The following is an 18798-nucleotide window of genomic DNA, read 5'->3' as shown; positions in this document are numbered from 1 at the left end:
CGACGGGACTCGCTTTCGCCGTATTTTTGATGTCTTGAATTACCCCGATTGTGTTTTCTTCCGAAGAGCCTGTCTTGATCCGCCGTACCAGTAAAATTCTTTTGGAAGTCGTGGGCGTGGCCGTCGCCGCCGCGGCGGTTCTGCTGGCGGTTTTCGCCTGGCGCCTCAGCACCGGGCCGGTACCGGTTTCTCTCCTCAACCAGACCATCGTCGATGCGGTGAACCCGTCGCTGAACGGCGGCGAGCTGTCGCTGAAGGATACGGTCATCGCCTGGTCGGCCGAGGACCGGCGTCTTTCGCTTCGTCTGGTCGATGTGGAGCTGAAAGGCGCGCAAGGCAATGTGATCGCCCGCGTACCGCAGCTCTCCTTCCGCCTCAGCGTCCCGGCGCTGCTGGTCGGCACGGTTGCACCGACGACGATCCGTCTCTACGGCGTCGAATTCGCCATCATCCGCAACGCCAGCGGCATCACGCTGGGCCTGTCCGACAAGGGACTCGAAGAGCCGGAAACACAGGAAGGGCAGTCCGCGGGCCTCTTTGCCATGCTCATGGCGTCGCTGGCGGGCGACGATCCGCAGCTGCCGTTCCTCAGCCATCTGCGTCGGGTCGGCGTCCGGCAGGGCACGATGCATTTCGTCGATAAGGTGAACGGCGTCGAGTTCGTGGCGCCCAATGCGAATATGTATGTCGCCCGCAACGGGCAGGCGCTTGCCGGCGCACTGAGAACGGACCTCAAGGTCGGCGATACCACCGCGCATCTCGAATTGAACGGCACCTTGCCGCCGGACGCGCAAGTGGCGACGGTCGCGGCCCGGCTCGACAATCTCAACCCCGCCCGTCTGGCGCAGATGTCGCCCGCTTTCGATGCCTATCGCATTTTCGATGCGCCGCTGGGGCTCAACGGGGATCTGAAAATTTTCCGGGATGGACGGATCGAGGCCGCCAAGCTCGCCATCGATGCGGGTGAGGGACGGATCGATCTGCCCGAACCGTGGGACGCCTCGCTGCCGCTTGAAATGGCGCATGCGGAATTGACCCTCGACGGCGACAGGCACGAGATCGCGCTCAAGACCCTCTCGCTGCGCGCCGGGCCTCACAGCGCCGACGCGGCGGGCACGCTCACCTACGGCAATCTCAACGGGTTCAGCCCGTCCGAACTGGGCCTCGACCTCAAGGTCACCGGCTTCCGCACCGAAGTGCCGGGCTTCTTCGAGGGCCCCGTCGAGGCGAGCACCATGGTGCTGCGGGGCCAGTTCGACCTGGAAACCCTGGCCGCGAAAGTCGACCGTCTCGCCGTCGATACGGGAAGCGGCAAAATTACCATGTCGGGGAATTTGGCAATGGGCGAAACCTCGCCCGTGCTCGACCTGAAAGGTACGCTGGACGATCTGACCCTTCCCGAACTGCTCGATGTCTGGCCGCTGCCGGTAGCCGACGGCGCCCGGGAATGGGTGGTGGAGAACATGCAGGGCGGGCGCGTTTTCGACGGGCAATATGCCGTGAATATTCCCGACGGAATGCTGGCCCGATTGGATGACGGTACGCCGCTGCCCGAGGAGGCGGTGAACTTCACCTTCCGGATGGACGGTACCGACGTCAATTATATCGACGGCATGCCGCCCGTCGGCGATGTGTCCGGCCACGCAAAGCTTACCGGCGACACATTCGAGGCATGGATCGACAGCGGCACGATTCAGCTGGATGAAGCACGCGACGTGGCGCTTCGCGAGGGCCACTTCATCAAGCATGAGCTGGACAACAAGAAAAAGCCGGGCGTCATCGATTTTACGGTGGCCGGGAAGACCAGCGACCTGCTCGGCCTGCTGGACCACGACCCGCTCAACCTCATCGGGAAGTTCGGCCTCGACCCGATGAAGGTAGCGGGGACGGGACGCATCAACGGTCATATTGTCCTGCCGCTCGTCAAGGAAGTGACGTTCGACGACGTCGATTTCTCCGGCAAGGCGCAGGCGGCCAATATCGCGATCCCGAACATCCAGCCGGATATTTCCGTCACCGGCGGTGCGCTCTCCATCGATGTGACGCGCAGCGGTATGTCAGCCACCGGTAAGGTGTCGCTCAACGGGGCAGGCCCTTTCGACCTTCAGTGGAAGGAACGCTTCACACGCGGCAAGGGGCCGTCTTCCCAATATCGTCTCATCGGTGTGCTGGACGATGCGGGGCGCAAGGCGCTCGATCTTTCGCTGGGCAATGTCATATCCGGACCGATGAACATCGATGCGTCGCTTTCCGGCAATGGCAAGTCCGTCAAGGATGTAAGCGTCGCCGCCGATGTCACGAAAAGCACCGTGCGCGCACCTGTGCTGGGCTGGACGAAGAAGCCCGGCCGGGCGGCAACCGTCAGCGCGGACATCACCTTGCTTGACGACGGCGGATACCGGATTGCCGGTCTGGACATGAAGGGCGACCGGATCGACCTGCGCGGGTCATTGACGCTGGGTGCGGAAGGTGAGTTGCGGGCGGCCGATCTGCCCGTGGTGAAGCTCGGGCCGAAAAACGACTTCATGCTCCGCACGAGCAAGGGAACCGCTTCCGATCTGCGCATCGATATCACGGGCAGGAGCATCGACAGTACCGGCCTTTTGGGCGCCGGCGCCGGTGAAGAAGACAGCAAGGACGCAAAGCCGGAACTGCCGATCCGCGAGGCGGCGAAGGATGCGGCGCGGCGCATCCGGGTCGTCGCCCGGCTGGCGGAGTTGAGAGGCGAGGGCGATTTGCTGCTGAAAGCTCCTGCCGCGGATCTCACCTTTGTAGATGGGCGGCTATATCTCGCGGATTTGAGCGCGACCGATCCGGACGGCAAGAAGATCTCGGGCAGCGTGAAAATCGATGCGGAGGGCAAACGGCGGTTACGCCTGGATGCGTTGGGTGCCGGCGCCTTGATCGGTGTGCTGGGGATTACCGAAAGTGTCTCGGGCGGCGAGTTGATGGCGGAAGGCGTCTTTCTGGACGACAAAATCTCGCCGTCGCTGGTGGGGCGTGTGACGATGGACAAATTTCGTATCGTCAACGCGCCGGTGCTGGCGAACCTCCTGACGGTGGGGTCTCTCACCGGTATCCGGGACACGCTGGCGGGCGAAGGGATTTTCTTCAAGCGCATGGAAATGCCTTTCGTCCTGGATGGATCCCAGGTGAAGGTCGACGACGCGCGCGCCTCGGGCCCGGCAATCGGCATCACGGCATCCGGCACCGTGGAGATGGCGGATAATGTGCTGAGCCTGGAAGGAACGCTCGTGCCCGCCTATACGATCAATTCCATTCTGGGCGAAGTGCCGTTGCTCGGTCCGCTGATCGTGGGCCGCAAGGGGGAGGGGATCTTCGGCTTCACCTATCGCATTCGCGGGTCTGCCGATAATCCCGACGTTCTGGTGAACCCGCTTTCGGTCGTGGCGCCGGGATTCTTGCGTCGCCTCTTTGAATTCGGCAGCCAGGTCCCCGACAAGAAAGAGAAGGCCGAAACCGGCCAGTCGGAAGCACCCGCGCCCGATACGGCGGAAAAACCCGCCGAAAAGGCGCCTGCGCCCGTCACACCCTGATTTTCCACCTCACAGAATGATGAAATTGGCTATTGCGTAGTCCGGCTCCGCAAATGCTATTCTCTGTCTCAGGGAGATATCGCTCTGGGAGGAGTAAGAAGATGAGCAGCAATGAAAAGATGACGGTGGATTCCGCCTATGAGGCGGTCGCACCGGAAGACTTTCCGGCAATGATGGATGTCGATCGCTACGGCGCAAGGTCCACCGCCTTCGATAAGATCATTTCCGCTACGCACGATCATTTCTGGGATCCGCTGGACGAGAAATATATCGATTACGGACAGCCCTTCGATCTCGAACGCGAATTGCTGATGCCGTCCGACTTCAACATGGAACTGAAGACGGCCGTATCCGACAAGCTGGACGAGAAACAGAAAATCTATCTGGTGAACGAGAATGTGCGCTGGACCATGTCCTCCATTCTGCATGGGGAGCAGGGCGCGCTGGCGCTCTCCGCTAGCCTTTGCCACATCCTGAAGGACCCGGGCGCGCAGGAATACGCCGCCAATCAGACGCGCGAGGAAGCGCGCCATGTGACGGGCTTTGCGAAATACATTCAGGCCCGCTGGGGCAAGCCGACCGCCTGCGGCGTGGTGCTCGAACAGCTCCTCACCGAGATCGTGGCGTCGCCGCTCGTCTGGAAAAAACTCGTCGGCATGCAGATGATCGTGGAAGGGCTCGCCATGGGCACGTTCGCGACCTTCTATGCCAAGACCAACGATCCGCTGCTGCGCCGCCTCATGCAGCTTGTCATGACAGACGAGGCCTTCCACCACAAATTCGGCAAGATATGGGCGGACCGCACCGTGCCGCGCCTGCCGGAATCCGAACGCGAGCTGATCGAGGACTGGGCGCTTGAAGTCTTCATGACGCTGATGCGCAATTCCTCGGGCCCCGAGCAGAAGAAGGAAATCTACGAGCGGCTCGGTCTGGACTGGCGTTGGGTGCAGGGTGCGTTGGCCGAAGCGCTGACGGATCGCAATATGCGCGCCGACCTGCAGGAATCGACCAATGTGTTCCGTGTTCTGATCAAGACGCTGTTGAAGGCCGGGATCATCACCGAGCGCACGGCGCCCAAATATGCGGCCTATGTGGATATGCAGGAACTCTATGGCGAAGGCGACCGCATGGTCGGCGACGACATCGCCGAAGAGGGCATCAAATATCTGCAGGATTTGAACGGGGCCGGCGGAGGCAATGCCGTTTTCGCCCTGACCGGCAGCGCCGCCGAGTAGTTATGGGCATTCGTTAGCTTATGGAAAGCGGGGGAGTGAATTTCCCCCGCTTTCTGCATTCCCGTATGATCTAAATCATATTAGAAATATCTTATATATTGCTACTGATTCACGCAGGGCAGCTGGAACGGATGTTTCGCTCTGGCTTGGGAGAGGCGTAATCAGGAGTCGATAGAAATGAAGACACTGTTTGCTGCGGCAATTGCACTGGGAGTGAGCGGTTTTGCGGGCGCGGCCATGGCCGACCACAACAGCCTCTGGGGTGAGGGCACGGCGCTCGACCCGCAGGGTGTGCACAATGATCGCTTCGATACGGTCGCCGAAGACGGCGACATGAGCAAGTTCCAGGGCGAGACGGTAGAAGGCGGCGATGCCGACTTCGAAATCACCCAGAGCAGGCCCGACACGATCGATACCGATGGCGGCTCCTCCTTCGAGGATGATGTCGCCTTTCTGATGACGCCCTCCGAAAACGCCGGCGGCGGCCTTTCTGCCGACTATGCCGGTGGCGGTATGGGGTCCGGTTCCGCCATGGGTGGCGGCAATGGCAGCGGCGCCGGGCGAGGGAGCCGCTAAAGAGGCCGGTGCTCCTTAGCCTGCGGGCTTGAGGAGTACATGCTTCTTTTTGCCAATGGAGAGCTTGATCACGCCGTCCGTGGTCAGGCTCTCCTTCGTGAGAGACGTCTTTTCATCCGTCACCTGAGCATCGTTGACGCGCGCGCCGCCGCCTTTGATCTGGCGCCGCGCATCGCCATTGGAGCTGCACAGCCCCGCCGTCACGAAAGCGCTCAGCACGCCGATCCCGGCATCGAGATCGGCAGAGGCAATTTCCACCGTCGGCATGTCGGCGCTCGTCGCGCCCATCTCGAAGGCGACGCGGGCGGCTTCCGCGGCTTTCTCCGCTTCGTCGCGGCCATGACACATGGCGGTCGCTTCCGTGGCGAGGATCTTCTTCGCCTCGTTCAGCTCCGCGCCCTCGAGTTTTTCGAGCCTGGCAATCTCGTCCAGCGGCATTTCCGTGAAGAGCTTGAGGAAGCGGCCCACATCGGCATCTTCCGTGTTTCGCCAGTACTGCCAGTAATCATAGGGGCTGCGCATCTCCGCATTGAGCCAGACGGCGCCGTCCGCGCTCTTGCCCATCTTCGCGCCCGAGGCCGTCGTCAGGAGCGGGCTCGTCAGGCCGTAGAGATGCGCCCCGTCCACGCGGCGGGCGAGCTCGATGCCGTTGACGATATTGCCCCACTGGTCGGAGCCGCCCATCTGCAGCGTACAGTCATAATTCCGCTTCAGTTCCACGAAGTCGTAGGCCTGAAGGATCATGTAGTTGAATTCGAGGAAGGACAGATTTTGCTCACGGTCCAGCCGGATCTTCACGCTGTCGAAGCTGAGCATGCGATTGACCGAGAAGTGACGGCCATAGTCGCGCAGGAAATCGATATATTTCAGTTCGTCCAGCCAGTCGCGATTATTGACCATGACGGCATCGGTCGGCCCGTCGCCAAAGGTAAGGAACTTGGCGAAGACCTGCTTGATGCCGTTCAGATTGTCGTCGATCTGCTCATCGGTCAGGAGCGGGCGCGCATCGTCGCGAAAGCTCGGATCGCCGATGCGGGTCGTGCCGCCGCCCATCAGGGTGATCGGCTTGTGCCCGGTCTTCTGGAGCCAGCGCAGCATCATGATCTGGACGAGGCTGCCGACATGAAGGCTTTTCGCCGTCGCATCGAAGCCGATATAGCCCGCCACAGCCTTCTCCATGGCCGCCTCGTCGAGGGCGGCCTCGTCGGAAAGCTGATGGATGAAACCGCGCTCCGAGAGGATGCGCAGGAAATCGGACTTGTAGGCTGTCATTGTCGGGCTCGATCGGTTCTCGTGTCGGATAGGGTGCTGCGGGAGCCGTGGTCATGTAGCATGGTTTCACGAGACGCAAAACGGACGTGAGAAGAAGATGCCCCGTGCAATCCGTGCCATAGGCCTGATGAGTGGTACTTCCCTGGACGGCGTGGACGCCGCCCTGCTGGAAACGGATGGCGAGGGCCTGCTGAAGCGCGGCGCCGCCATGTCCACCCCCTATACACGCGAAGAGCGGCTTTTGCTGCGTATGGCGCTTGAAGAGGCGATGAGCTGGGAGCCGGATAAGCCCATGCCGGAGGTGATCGCGGAGGCCGAACGCCATCTGACATTCGTCCACGCCAAGGCGGTGAAGGCCCTGCTCGAAAAGGCCGGTCTTGCCTCGCATGAGGTGGACCTGATCGGCTTTCACGGCCAGACGGTGCTGCACCAGCCCGAAAGGCGGCGGACCGTCCAGATCGGCCTGGGCGAGGTTCTGGCGAGCCTTGCCGGCATCGATGTCATCAACGACTTTCGGAGCGCGGATGTGGCCGCGGGCGGGCAGGGCGCGCCCTTCGTGCCGCTCTATCACCGGGCGCTGGTGCGCAATATGGGGCTTCCGGGCACGGTCGCCGTCGTCAATATCGGCGGCGTCGGCAATGTGACCTTCATCGGCGAGGACGGGACGCTGATCGCCTTCGATACCGGCCCCGGCAATGCGCTGGTCGACGACTGGGCGCAGCGCCATCTGAACGAGCCGATGGACGCCAATGGCGAGCTGGCGCGTCTCGGCGATGTCGACGAGCAGGTGCTGGCGCAGATGATGGACCATCCCTTCTTCCTGCGCCGTCCGCCCAAATCGCTGGACCGGTTCGACTTTACCGACGAGGCGGTCGCCCATCTCTCGCCCGCCGACGGGGCGGCCACGCTGACGGCCTTCACGGCGGCGGCGATCTCGCGTTCGCTCCTGCATATGCCCGAGCTGCCGCGCAATTTCATCATCTGCGGCGGCGGGCGCCATAACCCCGTCTTGATGGAGGAGCTGCGCGCGCGGATCCCCTCGCGCGTCGTCCGGGCGGAGGATGTGGACTGGGAGGGCGACAATATCGAGGCGGAGGCCTTCGCCTATCTGGCGGTCAGGTCCCTGCGCGGTCTGCCCCTGAGCGAGCCCGGCACGACGGGCGTGCCCGAGCCCATGACGGGCGGAAAACTGCACCGCGCCGGCAGGGCTCTGGCCTGAGCCGGTAAAAAGATGCCTTGGAGAGGGGTCAGCCCTTTTCGGGCTCCTGGGCGAGACGCTTGTCGAGATAACCGCCGACAACATCTACCAGTTCGTTCAGATGCTTCTCGAAGAAATGGTTGGCGCTGTCGATCGTCTGATGCTCGATCGTGATGCCCTTCTGCGTCTTGAGACGCTCGACGAGCTTTTGCACATCGGCCTGCGGCGCGACCTGGTCGGCCCCGCCATTGAGGATCAGGCCCGATGAGGGGCAGGGCGCCAGGAACGAGAAGTCGTACATGTTGGCCTGCGGCGCAACGGAGATGAACCCCTCGATTTCCGGGCGGCGCATCAGCACCTGCATGGCGATCCAGGCGCCGAAGGAGAAGCCGCCGATCCAGCACTGGCCGGCATCCGGGTTTTGCGCTTGCAGCCAGTCCAGCGCCGAGGCGGCGTCCGAAAGCTCGCCAATGCCCGAGTCGAACGTGCCCTGGGAGCGGCCCACACCCCGGAAATTGAAGCGCATGACCGAAAAGCCGCGCTCCAGGAAGGTCTGGAAAAGCGCCAGCGTCACTGAATTGTTCATCGTACCGCCGAACTGCGGATGCGGGTGCAGGACCAGCGCGACGGGCGCATTCGGCGTCTTGTTGTGATGGTAACGGCCTTCGATACGGCCGGCGGGACCGTTGAAAATCACTTCAGGCATGTGTGCTTTCTCGGCATTAATGCTGGGAGAGGGCAATTCCCGATGCTGTGTCTGGGAATTATTTTCGGCTTTTACGCCTGTTTCCTCTGGAAAAATCGGTACGAGGTGCTAGATAGTTGACTTAAGAGGTCGGGAAATCCCGTCCCATGGAAACAGCTTCCGAGAGGTCTGACGGCCTTTGTGCTGCACTGCGGAAGCAGGATAGGGCATCGCCATGTCTCAGGGCGCATGTTCTTAACACAGGCATCGGACTGGTTTGCAAGCTTTTCGCGCTCTCCACCCGGTGCCGATGTAAAAGGAGTATGTCGTGAAGCTGACAACGAAAGGCCGCTACGCGGTCATGGCCATGGCCGATCTGGCGCGCCACTCCGCCGGCAATCCGGTCGCTCTTGCGGAAATTGCCGAACGCCAGGAAATTTCGCTGTCCTATCTGGAGCAGCTTTTCGCCAAATTGCGCCGCGGTAGTCTCGTCAAGAGCGTGCGCGGTCCCGGCGGCGGCTATCTGCTTGCCCGGGGCGCCGACGTCATCCGCATTTCCGACGTCATCATGGCTGTGGATGAGCCGATCAAGGCGACGCGCTGCGAACTTGGGTCCCCCAAGGGCTGCCTTGCCTCTTCCGGACGTTGCATCACGCATGATCTGTGGGAAGGCCTGAGCCAGCAGATTCACGTCTATCTGAATTCGGTTTCGCTGGGCGATGTGATTGACGGCCGTCTCGCAGGCGGCGCCATGGTGACGCGGCCCGTAACCGAAGAGCTTTCCGACCGGCCGGTAGCCGCCGCGAGCTGAAAATCCCTGACCTCCGGGCCGCTCCAGCCTCTGGCTCTTGTCAGCACTGATCGGGGCCCGGAATGAACGTCGCAAGGTGACAAACAAGGCGATGACGGTGAAACGCGCCTATCTGGACCATAACGCCACGACCGTGCTGCGGGCTGAAGCCGCGGCAGCGGTGATGCGTGCGCTGGCCGCGCCGGGCATGGGACTTGGCAATCCCTCTTCCGTGCATGCGGAAGGGCGCGCGGCGCGCAAGTTGGTCGAGAAGGCGCGGGCCCAGGTCAAGGCGCTGGTGAGGGCGAACGACGCCGATCTCGTCTTCACGAGCGGTGGCACCGAGGCCGCCCATCTTGCCCTTCATGCGGCAAAGGCCGGCGCGGGTATCGAGCGGCTGATCGTCTGTTCGGTGGAGCACAGCGCGGTGCGGGCCCCGGCGGAGGCAGTCGGCCTGCCGCTCTCATGGCTTCCCGTGGACGGCGAAGGTGTGGCCGATCTCACAGCCCTGAAGACGCTTCTGGCCGAGCCCGGCAAGCCGCTGGTGGCGCTGATGTGGGCGAACAACGAAACCGGCACGATCCAGCCGGTAAAGGACGCGGCCGACCTGACGCATGCGGCGGGCGGATTGCTTCTCACCGATGCCGTGCAGGCGGCGGGCAAGCTGCCCGTCGATTTCGCGGCGGCGGACGTGGACATGATGCTTTTGGCCGGGCACAAGCTGGGCGGTCCTCTGGGCACCGGCGCTCTTGTGTTCCGCAAGGGCCTGCCATTGGAGGCGCTTCAGCTTGGCGGCGGACAGGAAATGCGCCGCCGGGCCGGCAGCGAGAACGTCCCGGGCATTGCAGGCTTCGGGGCGGCGGCGGCGGCGGCGGATGCGGCGCTGGATGGATTTTCGGGCCTCTCGCTTCTCCGCGACATGCTGGAAGAGCGGATTGCCGACATCGCGCCCGATGCGGTGTTTTTCGGCGCCCGGGCGGCGCGGCTGCCCAATACGAGCTATGTTTCGGCCCCCGGCCTCGATGCCGAGCGGCTGGTCATGATGCTGGACCTCGAGGGGATCGCCGTCAGTGCCGGCGCGGCCTGCTCTTCCGGCAAGGTGGGGCGCCCGCATGTCCTCGATGCGATGGGCATCGAGGACGAAATTTCAAAGGGTGCGGTCCGGGTCAGCCTGGGCTGGAACAGCACCGAGGATGATGTGAACCGGTTCGTCGAAAGCTGGTCGCGCGCCTATATGAAGGCGAAGAAGCGGCACGGGACGGACGGAAGTGAGACGAGCGGGCGCAACGCGGCGCTCGCGGAAGTGGAGAGTTGAAATGGCGGCCGTCAAGGAGACAGTCGAAACCGTTGGCGAAGTGGAGAAGTACAAATACGGCTTCTCGACCGAGATCGAATCCGAAAAGGCGCCGATTGGCCTGACGGAGGATACCGTTCGCTACATCTCCGCGAAAAAGAACGAACCGGAATGGATGCTGGAATGGCGTCTGGAAGCGTTCCGCCGCTGGAAGAACATGGAAGAGCCGACATGGGCCAAGGTGTTCTATCCGACGATGGACTATCAGAACGCTTACTATTATTCCGCGCCCAAGCAGACCGCCGGGCCCGAAAGCCTCGACGAGGTGGATCCCAAGCTTCTCGAAACCTATGAGAAGCTCGGCATTCCGCTCGAGGAGCAGAAGATGCTGGCGGGCGTCGCGGTGGATGCCGTTTTCGACAGCGTGTCGGTCGTCACCACCTTCAAGGAAAAGCTGAAAGAGGCGGGCGTCATCTTCTGCCCGATTTCGGAGGCCATCCGCGACTATCCGGATCTGGTGAAGAAATATCTCGGCAGCGTCGTTCCGGTGACGGACAATTTCTTTGCGACGCTCAACTCCGCCGTCTTCTCCGACGGGTCGTTCGTCTACATCCCCAAGGGCGTGCGCTGCCCGATGGAGCTGTCGACCTATTTCCGTATCAACGAGAAGCAGACAGGCCAGTTCGAACGCACGCTCATCATTGCGGAAGAAGGCTCTTATGTAAGCTATCTCGAAGGCTGCACCGCGCCGCAGCGTGACGAGAACCAGCTTCATGCTGCCGTCGTGGAACTGGTGACGATGGACGATGCGGAGATCAAATACTCCACCGTTCAGAACTGGTATCCCGGCGACGAGAACGGCAAGGGCGGCATCTACAACTTCGTGACGAAGCGCGGCGACTGCCGGGGCAAGAACTCGAAAATTTCCTGGACGCAGGTGGAGACGGGTTCCGCCATCACCTGGAAATATCCCAGCTGCATCCTGCGCGGCGACAATTCGCGCGGCGAGTTCTATTCCATCGCCATTTCCAACACGAAGCAGCAGGTGGATAGCGGCACCAAGATGATCCATCTCGGCAAGAACACGTCGAGCCGGATCGTCTCCAAGGGCATTTCCGCCGGCGGCTCGTCCAACACCTATCGCGGTCTCGTCTCGGTGCACAAGAAGGCGGAGAACGTCCGCAACTTCACGCAATGCGACAGCCTGCTGATCGGCGACAAATGCTCCGCGCACACCGTGCCCTATATCGAGGCGAAGAACCCGACCGCCATTCTGGAGCATGAGGCGACGACCTCGAAGATCAGCGACGAGCAGCTCTTCTATTGCATGCAACGCGGCGTGCCGGAGGAAGAAGCGGTGGCGCTCATCGTCAACGGGTTCTGCCGCGACGTGTTGCAGCAGCTCCCCATGGAATTTGCCGTCGAGGCGCAGAAGCTTGTCGGTATCAGTCTTGAAGGCAGCGTCGGTTGACGCGAGAGGAACAGAGTAATGCTTGAGATCAAGAACCTGCATGTGGAAGTCGGTGGCAAAGAGATCCTGAAGGGGATCGACCTGCAGATCGGCGCAGGCGAAGTGCATGCCATCATGGGGCCGAACGGCTCCGGCAAATCGACGCTCTCTTATGTGCTGTCGGGCCGCGAAGGCTATGAGGTCACGAAAGGCTCCATCACCTATAAGGGGCAGGACGCGCTGGCGATGAGCGTGGACGAGCGCGCGGCGGCGGGCATCTTCCTCGCCTTCCAGTACCCGATCGAAATTCCCGGCGTCACCACCATGACTTTCCTCAAGACGGCGCTGAACGCGCAGCGTAAGGCGCGCGGCGAGGAAGAGCTGGACGCCGTGAAGTTCCTGAAGCTGGTGCGCGAAAAGGCGAAGCCCCTCAATGTGAGCGACGAGATGCTGAAGCGCCCGCTCAATGTCGGGTTTTCCGGTGGCGAAAAGAAGCGCGCCGAAATTCTTCAAATGTCGATCCTGGAACCCTGGCTTGCGATCCTGGACGAAACCGACTCCGGTCTCGACATCGACGCGCTGAAAGTGGTGTCGGAAGGCGTGAACGCCTTGCGGTCGCCCGAGCGCTCCATGCTGGTGATTACGCATTACCAGCGCCTGCTCGACTACATCGTGCCCGACAAGGTGCATGTCCTGTCCCGGGGCCGCATCGTGAAGACCGGTGGCAAGGACCTGGCGCTCGAACTCGAAAAGTCGGGTTACGCGGAATATGGCGCCGACGAAGCTGCCTGATCAGGGCGTTTCCGGAGCCGACTGAATTGACGTTTTTTTGAGTAACACAATGACCGACGCGACAGCGCAGAGTTTTATCGACACTTTCGAACGGGAGCGTGCATCGCTGCCCGGCGCGGATGGCTGGCTGGCTGCGCGGCGCGAAGCCGCGGTCCGGGAACTGGCCGATGCGGGCCTGCCGCACCGCCGTCTGGAAGACTGGAAATATACCGACCTGCGCGACGTGCTGGAAAAAGCCGCTTTCACCCCGGCACCGGTTCATCAGGGTGCGGTGTTCCTGTCGGAAGAGGATACCCGCAACGGCGCAGCTCTTTTCCATGCGATCGATCGTTACAAGATCGTTTTCGTAAACGGCCGTCTCAACCGGGCGCTCTCCGATATGGAAGACCTTCCCGAAGGTGTCGTGCTCAAGCCCTTCTCGGATGTGCTGGGCGAGGCCTGGACGAAGGCGCTTATCGAACGCCGTTTCGAGATCAACTGGCAGGCCCAATCCGTTTCGGCGCTCAACATGGCGCTGATGGCGGATGGTGTGGCGCTGCATGTCGAGGAGGGCGTGACGCTCGACAAGCCGGTGCATCTCATCTTCCTCGCCGCCGATGACGGTGCGTCCCACATGCGGACCCTTGTCCGGCTGGAAAAGCAGGCGCAAGCCACCGTCTTCGAGACCCATGCCTCGGCAGGGGCGGCGCATTATTTTGTCGATCTGGTGACGGAAGTGTCGCTGGGTGTCGGCGCGACGCTCAATCACATCAAGTTGCAGGACGAGGCGGAGGACGCCGTTCATCTCGCCACCATGCGCGCCGCGCTGGCGGACGAAGCGAAACTCGACAGCTTTACGCTGATCGCAGGCGGCGGCGTTTCGCGTGGCCAGACCTTTGTGGAGTTCGAGGGCAGGGCGGCTGAAGCTCACGTGAACGGCGCCTATGCGCTGCGGGGAAAACAGCATGCCGACCAGTTCTGCGTTGTCGATCATGCCGTACCGGAGTGCACCAGCCACACCCATTTCAAGGGCGTGCTGGACGACGAGTCCCAGGGCATCTTCCAGGGCAAGGTGGTCGTGCGGCCCGATGCGCAGCAGACGGATGGGCGCCAGATGACCAATGCGCTGCTGCTGTCGCGCGACGCTTCGATCAACGCCAAGCCGGAACTCGAAATTTACGCCGACGACGTGCAATGCGCGCATGGCTCGACCATTGGCGAACTGGACAAGGACGCGCTCTTCTATCTGCGCTCGCGCGGGATCGATGAGATGACCGCGCGGCAATTGCTGATCTCGGCCTTTCTCGACGAGGCGCTGGATTATGCACCCCATGAGGAAGCGCGCGCCGAGCTTAAGGCGCTGGTGGCCGGCTGGTTCGAAGCGGGCAACCTTTCGGCGGAGGACATCCTATGAACGCGCCTGCATTGAACAAGAAACCGGCCCTCGATCTGGAGAAGGTCCGAGCCGACTTCCCCATCCTCGCGCGCGAGGTCTATGGCAAGCCGCTCGTCTATCTGGACAGTGCGGCCTCGGCGCAAAAGCCGAAAGTTGTGATCGATGCGGTGAACGAGGTCTATTCGCATGAATACGCCAATGTTCATCGCGGCATGCACTATCTCTCCAATGCGGCGACGGAGAAATACGAGGAAGCGCGAAGGACGGCCCGGACATTCTTCAATGCCGCGCAGGAAGAGGAAATCATCTTCGCTGCGGGCGCGACGGATGCGATCAACATGGTCGCGTCGTCCTGGCTTGAGCCGCGCATCGAGGAAGGCGACGAGATCATCCTCAGCCAGCTTGAGCATCATTCCAACATCGTGCCCTGGCATTTCCTGCGCGAACGCTTCGGCGCGGTGCTGAAATGGATACCGCTGACCGATGAAGGCGATGTCGATTTCGACGCTTACAAGGCCGCATTCGGCCCGCGCACGAAATTCGTCGCCATGTCGCAGATGTCCAACGCGCTCGGCACCATTACGCCGCTGAAGGAAATGATCGACATCGCGCATTCCCATGACGTGCCGGTGCTGGTGGATGGCTGTCAGGGCGCGGTGCATTTGCCGACCGATGTGCAGGCCCTGGATTGCGATTTTTATGTCTGCTCGGGACACAAACTTTACGGGCCGAGCGGTATCGGTCTGCTTCACGGCAAGCGCGAACATCTCGATGCCATGCGTCCTTATCGCGGCGGCGGCGAAATGATCCGCGAAGTGGCGATGGACGAGATCACCTATGCCGATCCGCCGCATCGCTTCGAGGCCGGGACGCCGCCCATCGCGCAGGCCATCGGGCTCGGCGCGGCGCTTGCCTACATGATGGAAGCGGACCGTGAGGCCATTCTCGCGCATGAAATGGCGCTGCTGGACTATGCGACCCGGCGTCTGTCGGATGTCGAGGGCCTGCGCATTATCGGGACCTCGAAGCAGAAGGGCAGCATCATCTCCTTCGTGATGGACAATGCGCATGCGCATGACATCGCGACCGTGATCGATCGCGCGGGTGTTGCCGTGCGCGCGGGGCACCATTGCGCCCAGCCGGTGATGGACCGTTTCGGCGTGGGGGCGACATCGCGCGCTTCCTTCGCCATGTATAATACGACGAACGATGTCGATGCGCTGGTCGACGCGCTGATCGACTCCAGGAAATTCTTCGGATGAGGACAGAATGACGACCGAAGATGTGAAAGCGATGGACGGAGCGGAGACACCGGGAGAGGAGGCTGAGAAGCCTTCCGCTATCCCGCCCGAGGAGCTTGAGCGGCTGACCGATGACATCATCGCAGCGCTCAAGACCGTCTATGACCCGGAAATCCCGGTCGATGTTTATGAGCTGGGTCTCATCTACAAGGTCGATGTTTCCGACGACCGCGACGTCAAAGTCGATATGACGCTGACCGCGCCGGGCTGCCCGGTCGCCGGCCAGATGCCCGAATGGGTGGCCGATGCCGTGCGCACTGTCGAGGGCGTCAACGATGTCGATGTCGACATGGTGTTCGATCCCCCCTGGGACCCGAGCCGCATGTCGGACGAGGCGCGCGTCGCGCTCAACATGTATTGAGGCTTGAAGCAGACCCCGTGAAACGCCATTTCAAGGGTTAAGGAGAACGGCAATGCAACGCGAAAGGCCCAAGGCTATTTCACTGACCGATCGCGCCGCGGAGCGGATGAAGGCGATCATGTCGGCCTCGGAAGGCAAATATGTCGGTGTACGCATCGGCGTAAAGAATGGCGGCTGCGCGGGCATGGAATACACCATGGACTATGCCGAAGAGGCGAACCCCATGGACGAGGTGGTCGAGGATCACGGCATCAAGATCCTGATCGACCCCAAGGCGATCCTGTTCCTGCTGGGCACCGAGATGGATTACGAGACCGACAAGTTTTCCAGCGGCTTCCGTTTCAACAATCCCAATGTGACGGATGCGTGCGGCTGCGGCGAGAGCGTGACCATCGTTCCCGCCCAGGCCGACTGACATGGCCGTCAGCGCGGAGTACAAGGCCTTTGTGCGCGAGCAGCTCGAAGCCCTGGGCCCCGTGCGTATCCGCGCCATGTTCGGCGGCGCTGGCGTCTATTTCGACGATCTGATGTTCGGCCTCATCGTAGGCGAAACGCTCTACTTCAAGGCCGATGCGCAAAACCGCGCCGCCTTCGAGGAAGAAGGGCAGGAGCCCTTCATGTACCAGCCGCCGCCGAAAGACGGGCAGGCGCGCAAAGCCATTTCAATGTCCTATTATGAGGTGCCGGAACGGCTCTACGACGACCCGGATGAAATGGTCGTCTGGGCGCGCGATGCGGTAAGCGCGGCCATGCGGGCCAAGGCCGGCAAGAAACCGAAAACGAAAAAGCGGAGCAGAGCGGGATGAACATCGACAGGCGGAAATTGCTTCTGGGCGGCATGCTGGCAGTCGGCGTCGCAGCGCTTTCACCGCTCGCAAGCCAGACGGCCCGCGCCGCGATCATTCAAGGCACGGCCTACAAAGCGCCGGGTTGCGGCTGCTGCGATCTATGGGCGGACCATATGCGCGAGGCGGGCTTCAACATTCGTATGCTCGAGGACAGCGATCTGGCTGTCCGGAAAATCCGCCATGGCATCACGTCCGATCTGGCAAGCTGCCATACCGCGCTGATCGATGGGTATGTCGTGGAAGGTCACGTGCCCGCCAAGTTCGTTCGCCGCCTTCTGAACGAGCGGCCCGAAGGCGTCGCGGGTATTTCCGTGCCGGGCATGCCTGTCGGCACACCCGGAATGCCGGGGCCGAAAGCAGGGCCCGTCGATGTGCTGGCCTTCGGAAACGGCCGGCCGAAGGTCTACGCAACCTTCTGACCGGCCTTTGCTGGTTTACTCGCCTTTGAATTCGGCAGGACGCTTCTGCAGGAAGGCCTTCACGCCTTCCCGGAAATCCGAAGAATAGCCCATATCGCGCTGAAGCTGCCGCTCCAGATTGAGCTGCTCTTCATAGGTGTTATCCGTGCTCTCCCAGTAGAGCTGCCGGATGCCGGCGAGCGATTTGGTCGGGCCGCTGGCGAGATCCTTTGCCAGCGCCATGGCTTCGTCCATCAGCTTTTCATCGTCATAGACGCGGTTCACGAGGCCCCATTCCAGCGCGGTCTCGGCGGGCAGTTTTTCGCCCAGCAGCGAAAGCTCCATCGCGCGCGCCTTGCCGACGAGACGCGGCAGAATCCATGTCGAGCCGCCATCCGGCACAAGGCCGATGCGGCGGAAGGCCTGCAGGAAGTAGGACGATTTCGCGCAAAGCACCATATCGCCCATCAGCGCGAAGCTCATGCCGACGCCGGCGGCCGGACCGTTCACCGCGGTAATGAAGGGCGCCTTGAGGTTGCGCAGGCGGCGCAGGAAGGGGTGATAGAGGGATTCCAGCGCGGCACCCGCATCCGGTACCTTGCCGGAATTGTCGCCCCGGCCCTGAAGGTTCGCGCCGGTGCAGAAGCCACGGCCTTCGCCGGTCATCAGCAGGCAACGCACGCCGTTGGACTTGTCCTCGACCTCGTCCATCGCGTTCATCAGCCCGCCCAGCATCTCCGGCGAAACCGCGTTCATCACTTCCGGATGGTTCAGCGTCAGCTTGGCGACGCCGCCCTCGATGTCGAGTTTGACCCGTTCGAAATCCATATCTCTACTCCCTGATTGCAGTTCGGTTCTTATGGCTGGAATTCCGGTTTCGTCTTGGTAAGGAATGCTTTCACGCCCGCCGCAAAATTCGGATGGTCGCCAAGCTGTCCCTGAATGTCGCGCTCATAGTCGAGCTGCTCGGCCAGCGTATGGCGCTCGGACACGTCGAGCGCCTTCACGATTTCGCCGAAGGCATTGGTCGGTCCCTTGGCGAGCTTGCCCGCCAGCGTCATAACCTCGTCCATCAGCGCATCGTCCTCGACGCATTTCCAGATGAGGCCCCAATCCGCCGCCGTCTCGGCAGGCAGCTTGTCGCCCGTCAGCGCCAGCGCACGGGCGCGCGCAAGGCCCACCAGCCGCGGCATGAACCATGTGCAGCCCATATCCGGAATGAGACCGAGCTTTGGTCCGAAAACCTGAATGAAGGAGGCCGACTTTGCCGCGATCACGATGTCGGCGCAGAGCGCAAGGCCGACGCCGCCGCCCGCCGTCGTGCCGTTCACGGCGGCGATCTTCGGCTTTTCGAGTTCTGCCAGTTCCCGCACCATGGGGTTGAAGCCGACCGTCATGCCATGGGCGACGCCCTGGCCGATGCTCATGCCTTCCTCGCGCTGTCCCTGGGCGGCGAGGTCGGCGCCTGCGCAGAAGGCCCGGCCAGCGCCTGTGAGGACAAGCACACGGGCATCCGGCGTGGCCGCGACCTTGGCGACGGCTTCGCGCACTTCCTCGATCAGCTTCATGTTGATGCTGTTCAGCACATCGGGCCGGTTCAGCGTCAGGAGGGCGATGCCATCCGCGATTTCGAGCTTGATCGTTTCCCCGTCGGTTTTCATGGGGC

General features: G+C 62.1%; 18 protein-coding genes. 14 read left to right on the top strand and 4 right to left on the bottom strand.

The window, feature by feature from the left end; all coding sequences use genetic code 11:
- The first annotated feature begins 74 nt into the window (after positions 1-74).
- From ACSSVQ_RS03065 to ACSSVQ_RS03055, 3 genes are all read left to right on the top strand, one after another.
- Positions 75-3557: a YhdP family protein gene (locus ACSSVQ_RS03065; RefSeq protein ID WP_454180777.1), complete on the top strand. Its 3483-nt coding sequence runs from the start codon at positions 75-77 to the stop codon at positions 3555-3557.
- Positions 3558-3658: 101 nt separating this feature from the next.
- Entirely contained in the window at positions 3659-4792 is a 1134-nt protein-coding gene (locus ACSSVQ_RS03060) for a ferritin-like domain-containing protein (protein ID WP_454180776.1), read from the top strand.
- A gap of 177 nt (positions 4793-4969) precedes the next feature.
- Positions 4970-5368 carry a hypothetical protein gene (locus ACSSVQ_RS03055; protein ID WP_454180775.1) on the top strand — a complete coding sequence of 133 codons (399 nt, stop codon included), beginning with the start codon at positions 4970-4972 and terminating at the stop codon, positions 5366-5368.
- Between the two features lie 15 nt (positions 5369-5383).
- Here ACSSVQ_RS03055 and tyrS read toward each other — a convergent pair whose 3' ends face one another.
- The gene (tyrS, locus tag ACSSVQ_RS03050) at positions 5384-6640 is read right to left on the bottom strand and encodes a tyrosine--tRNA ligase (protein ID WP_454180774.1); all 1257 of its coding nucleotides are present in this window, start codon (positions 6638-6640) and stop codon (positions 5384-5386) included.
- Between the two features lie 97 nt (positions 6641-6737).
- Here tyrS and ACSSVQ_RS03045 point away from each other — a divergent pair, with 97 nt between their 5' ends.
- Positions 6738-7859: an anhydro-N-acetylmuramic acid kinase gene (locus ACSSVQ_RS03045; protein WP_454180773.1), complete on the top strand. Its 1122-nt coding sequence runs from the start codon at positions 6738-6740 to the stop codon at positions 7857-7859.
- 28 nt (positions 7860-7887) lie between these two features.
- Here ACSSVQ_RS03045 and ACSSVQ_RS03040 read toward each other — a convergent pair whose 3' ends face one another.
- The gene (locus tag ACSSVQ_RS03040) at positions 7888-8544 is read right to left on the bottom strand and encodes an alpha/beta hydrolase (protein ID WP_454180772.1); all 657 of its coding nucleotides are present in this window, start codon (positions 8542-8544) and stop codon (positions 7888-7890) included.
- Between the two features lie 307 nt (positions 8545-8851).
- Between ACSSVQ_RS03040 and ACSSVQ_RS03035 the strand changes: the two genes are divergently transcribed.
- From ACSSVQ_RS03035 to ACSSVQ_RS02990, 10 genes are all read left to right on the top strand, one after another.
- Positions 8852-9334 carry an Rrf2 family transcriptional regulator gene (locus ACSSVQ_RS03035; RefSeq protein ID WP_293328258.1) on the top strand — a complete coding sequence of 161 codons (483 nt, stop codon included), beginning with the start codon at positions 8852-8854 and terminating at the stop codon, positions 9332-9334.
- Positions 9335-9410: 76 nt separating this feature from the next.
- Positions 9411-10628 (top strand): cysteine desulfurase family protein, encoded by a 1218-nt coding sequence (locus tag ACSSVQ_RS03030; protein ID WP_454180771.1) that lies wholly within the window; start codon positions 9411-9413, stop codon positions 10626-10628.
- 1 nt (position 10629) lies between these two features.
- Positions 10630-12078: a Fe-S cluster assembly protein SufB gene (sufB, locus tag ACSSVQ_RS03025; protein WP_293328257.1), complete on the top strand. Its 1449-nt coding sequence runs from the start codon at positions 10630-10632 to the stop codon at positions 12076-12078.
- 18 nt (positions 12079-12096) lie between these two features.
- The gene (gene sufC, locus ACSSVQ_RS03020) at positions 12097-12849 is read left to right on the top strand and encodes a Fe-S cluster assembly ATPase SufC (protein ID WP_454180770.1); all 753 of its coding nucleotides are present in this window, start codon (positions 12097-12099) and stop codon (positions 12847-12849) included.
- A gap of 49 nt (positions 12850-12898) precedes the next feature.
- Entirely contained in the window at positions 12899-14242 is a 1344-nt protein-coding gene (gene sufD, locus ACSSVQ_RS03015) for a Fe-S cluster assembly protein SufD (protein ID WP_454180769.1), read from the top strand.
- Positions 14239-15486 (top strand): cysteine desulfurase, encoded by a 1248-nt coding sequence (locus ACSSVQ_RS03010; RefSeq protein ID WP_454180768.1) that lies wholly within the window; start codon positions 14239-14241, stop codon positions 15484-15486. Before sufD ends, ACSSVQ_RS03010 begins: the two co-directional genes overlap by 4 nt.
- 31 nt (positions 15487-15517) lie before the next feature.
- Positions 15518-15886 carry an SUF system Fe-S cluster assembly protein gene (locus tag ACSSVQ_RS03005; RefSeq protein ID WP_454184639.1) on the top strand — a complete coding sequence of 123 codons (369 nt, stop codon included), beginning with the start codon at positions 15518-15520 and terminating at the stop codon, positions 15884-15886.
- Positions 15887-15938: 52 nt separating this feature from the next.
- On the top strand, positions 15939-16301 hold the full coding sequence (locus tag ACSSVQ_RS03000) for a HesB/IscA family protein (protein ID WP_293328253.1): 363 nt from the start codon (positions 15939-15941) through the stop codon (positions 16299-16301).
- 1 nt (position 16302) lies between these two features.
- A complete protein-coding gene (locus ACSSVQ_RS02995) occupies positions 16303-16692 on the top strand; it encodes a TfoX/Sxy family protein (RefSeq protein WP_454180767.1) in 390 nt (129 codons plus the stop codon).
- The gene (locus ACSSVQ_RS02990; RefSeq protein WP_454180766.1) at positions 16689-17153 is read left to right on the top strand and encodes a DUF411 domain-containing protein; all 465 of its coding nucleotides are present in this window, start codon (positions 16689-16691) and stop codon (positions 17151-17153) included. Before ACSSVQ_RS02995 ends, ACSSVQ_RS02990 begins: the two co-directional genes overlap by 4 nt.
- Before the next feature lie 15 nt (positions 17154-17168).
- Here ACSSVQ_RS02990 and ACSSVQ_RS02985 read toward each other — a convergent pair whose 3' ends face one another.
- Both ACSSVQ_RS02985 and ACSSVQ_RS02980 read right to left on the bottom strand, forming a co-directional pair.
- Positions 17169-17960 (bottom strand): enoyl-CoA hydratase/isomerase, encoded by a 792-nt coding sequence (locus ACSSVQ_RS02985; protein ID WP_454180765.1) that lies wholly within the window; start codon positions 17958-17960, stop codon positions 17169-17171.
- 29 nt (positions 17961-17989) lie between these two features.
- Positions 17990-18793 (bottom strand): enoyl-CoA hydratase-related protein, encoded by an 804-nt coding sequence (locus tag ACSSVQ_RS02980; RefSeq protein ID WP_454180764.1) that lies wholly within the window; start codon positions 18791-18793, stop codon positions 17990-17992.
- Between the last annotated feature and the right edge of the window lie 5 nt (positions 18794-18798).

The sequence above is a fragment of the Parvibaculum sp. MBR-TMA-1.3b-4.2 genome, from assembly GCF_053628815.1.
Note: the sequence above shows the minus strand (reverse complement) of the source record. Positions and strands in the feature narration are given on the sequence as shown.

Coding starts and splice junctions, on each gene's coding strand:
- ACSSVQ_RS02990 (WP_454180766.1), top strand. CDS start 16,689: ATGAACATCGACAGGCGGAAATTGCTTCTGGGCGGCATGCTGGCAGTC.
- sufB (WP_293328257.1), top strand. CDS start 10,630: ATGGCGGCCGTCAAGGAGACAGTCGAAACCGTTGGCGAAGTGGAGAAG.
- sufC (WP_454180770.1), top strand. CDS start 12,097: ATGCTTGAGATCAAGAACCTGCATGTGGAAGTCGGTGGCAAAGAGATC.
- ACSSVQ_RS03000 (WP_293328253.1), top strand. CDS start 15,939: ATGCAACGCGAAAGGCCCAAGGCTATTTCACTGACCGATCGCGCCGCG.
- tyrS (WP_454180774.1), bottom strand. CDS start 6,640: ATGACAGCCTACAAGTCCGATTTCCTGCGCATCCTCTCGGAGCGCGGT.
- ACSSVQ_RS02980 (WP_454180764.1), bottom strand. CDS start 18,793: ATGAAAACCGACGGGGAAACGATCAAGCTCGAAATCGCGGATGGCATC.
- ACSSVQ_RS03055 (WP_454180775.1), top strand. CDS start 4,970: ATGAAGACACTGTTTGCTGCGGCAATTGCACTGGGAGTGAGCGGTTTT.
- sufD (WP_454180769.1), top strand. CDS start 12,899: ATGACCGACGCGACAGCGCAGAGTTTTATCGACACTTTCGAACGGGAG.
- ACSSVQ_RS02985 (WP_454180765.1), bottom strand. CDS start 17,960: ATGGATTTCGAACGGGTCAAACTCGACATCGAGGGCGGCGTCGCCAAG.
- ACSSVQ_RS03040 (WP_454180772.1), bottom strand. CDS start 8,544: ATGCCTGAAGTGATTTTCAACGGTCCCGCCGGCCGTATCGAAGGCCGT.
- ACSSVQ_RS03045 (WP_454180773.1), top strand. CDS start 6,738: ATGCCCCGTGCAATCCGTGCCATAGGCCTGATGAGTGGTACTTCCCTG.
- ACSSVQ_RS03010 (WP_454180768.1), top strand. CDS start 14,239: ATGAACGCGCCTGCATTGAACAAGAAACCGGCCCTCGATCTGGAGAAG.
- ACSSVQ_RS03060 (WP_454180776.1), top strand. CDS start 3,659: ATGAGCAGCAATGAAAAGATGACGGTGGATTCCGCCTATGAGGCGGTC.
- ACSSVQ_RS02995 (WP_454180767.1), top strand. CDS start 16,303: ATGGCCGTCAGCGCGGAGTACAAGGCCTTTGTGCGCGAGCAGCTCGAA.
- ACSSVQ_RS03005 (WP_454184639.1), top strand. CDS start 15,518: ATGGACGGAGCGGAGACACCGGGAGAGGAGGCTGAGAAGCCTTCCGCT.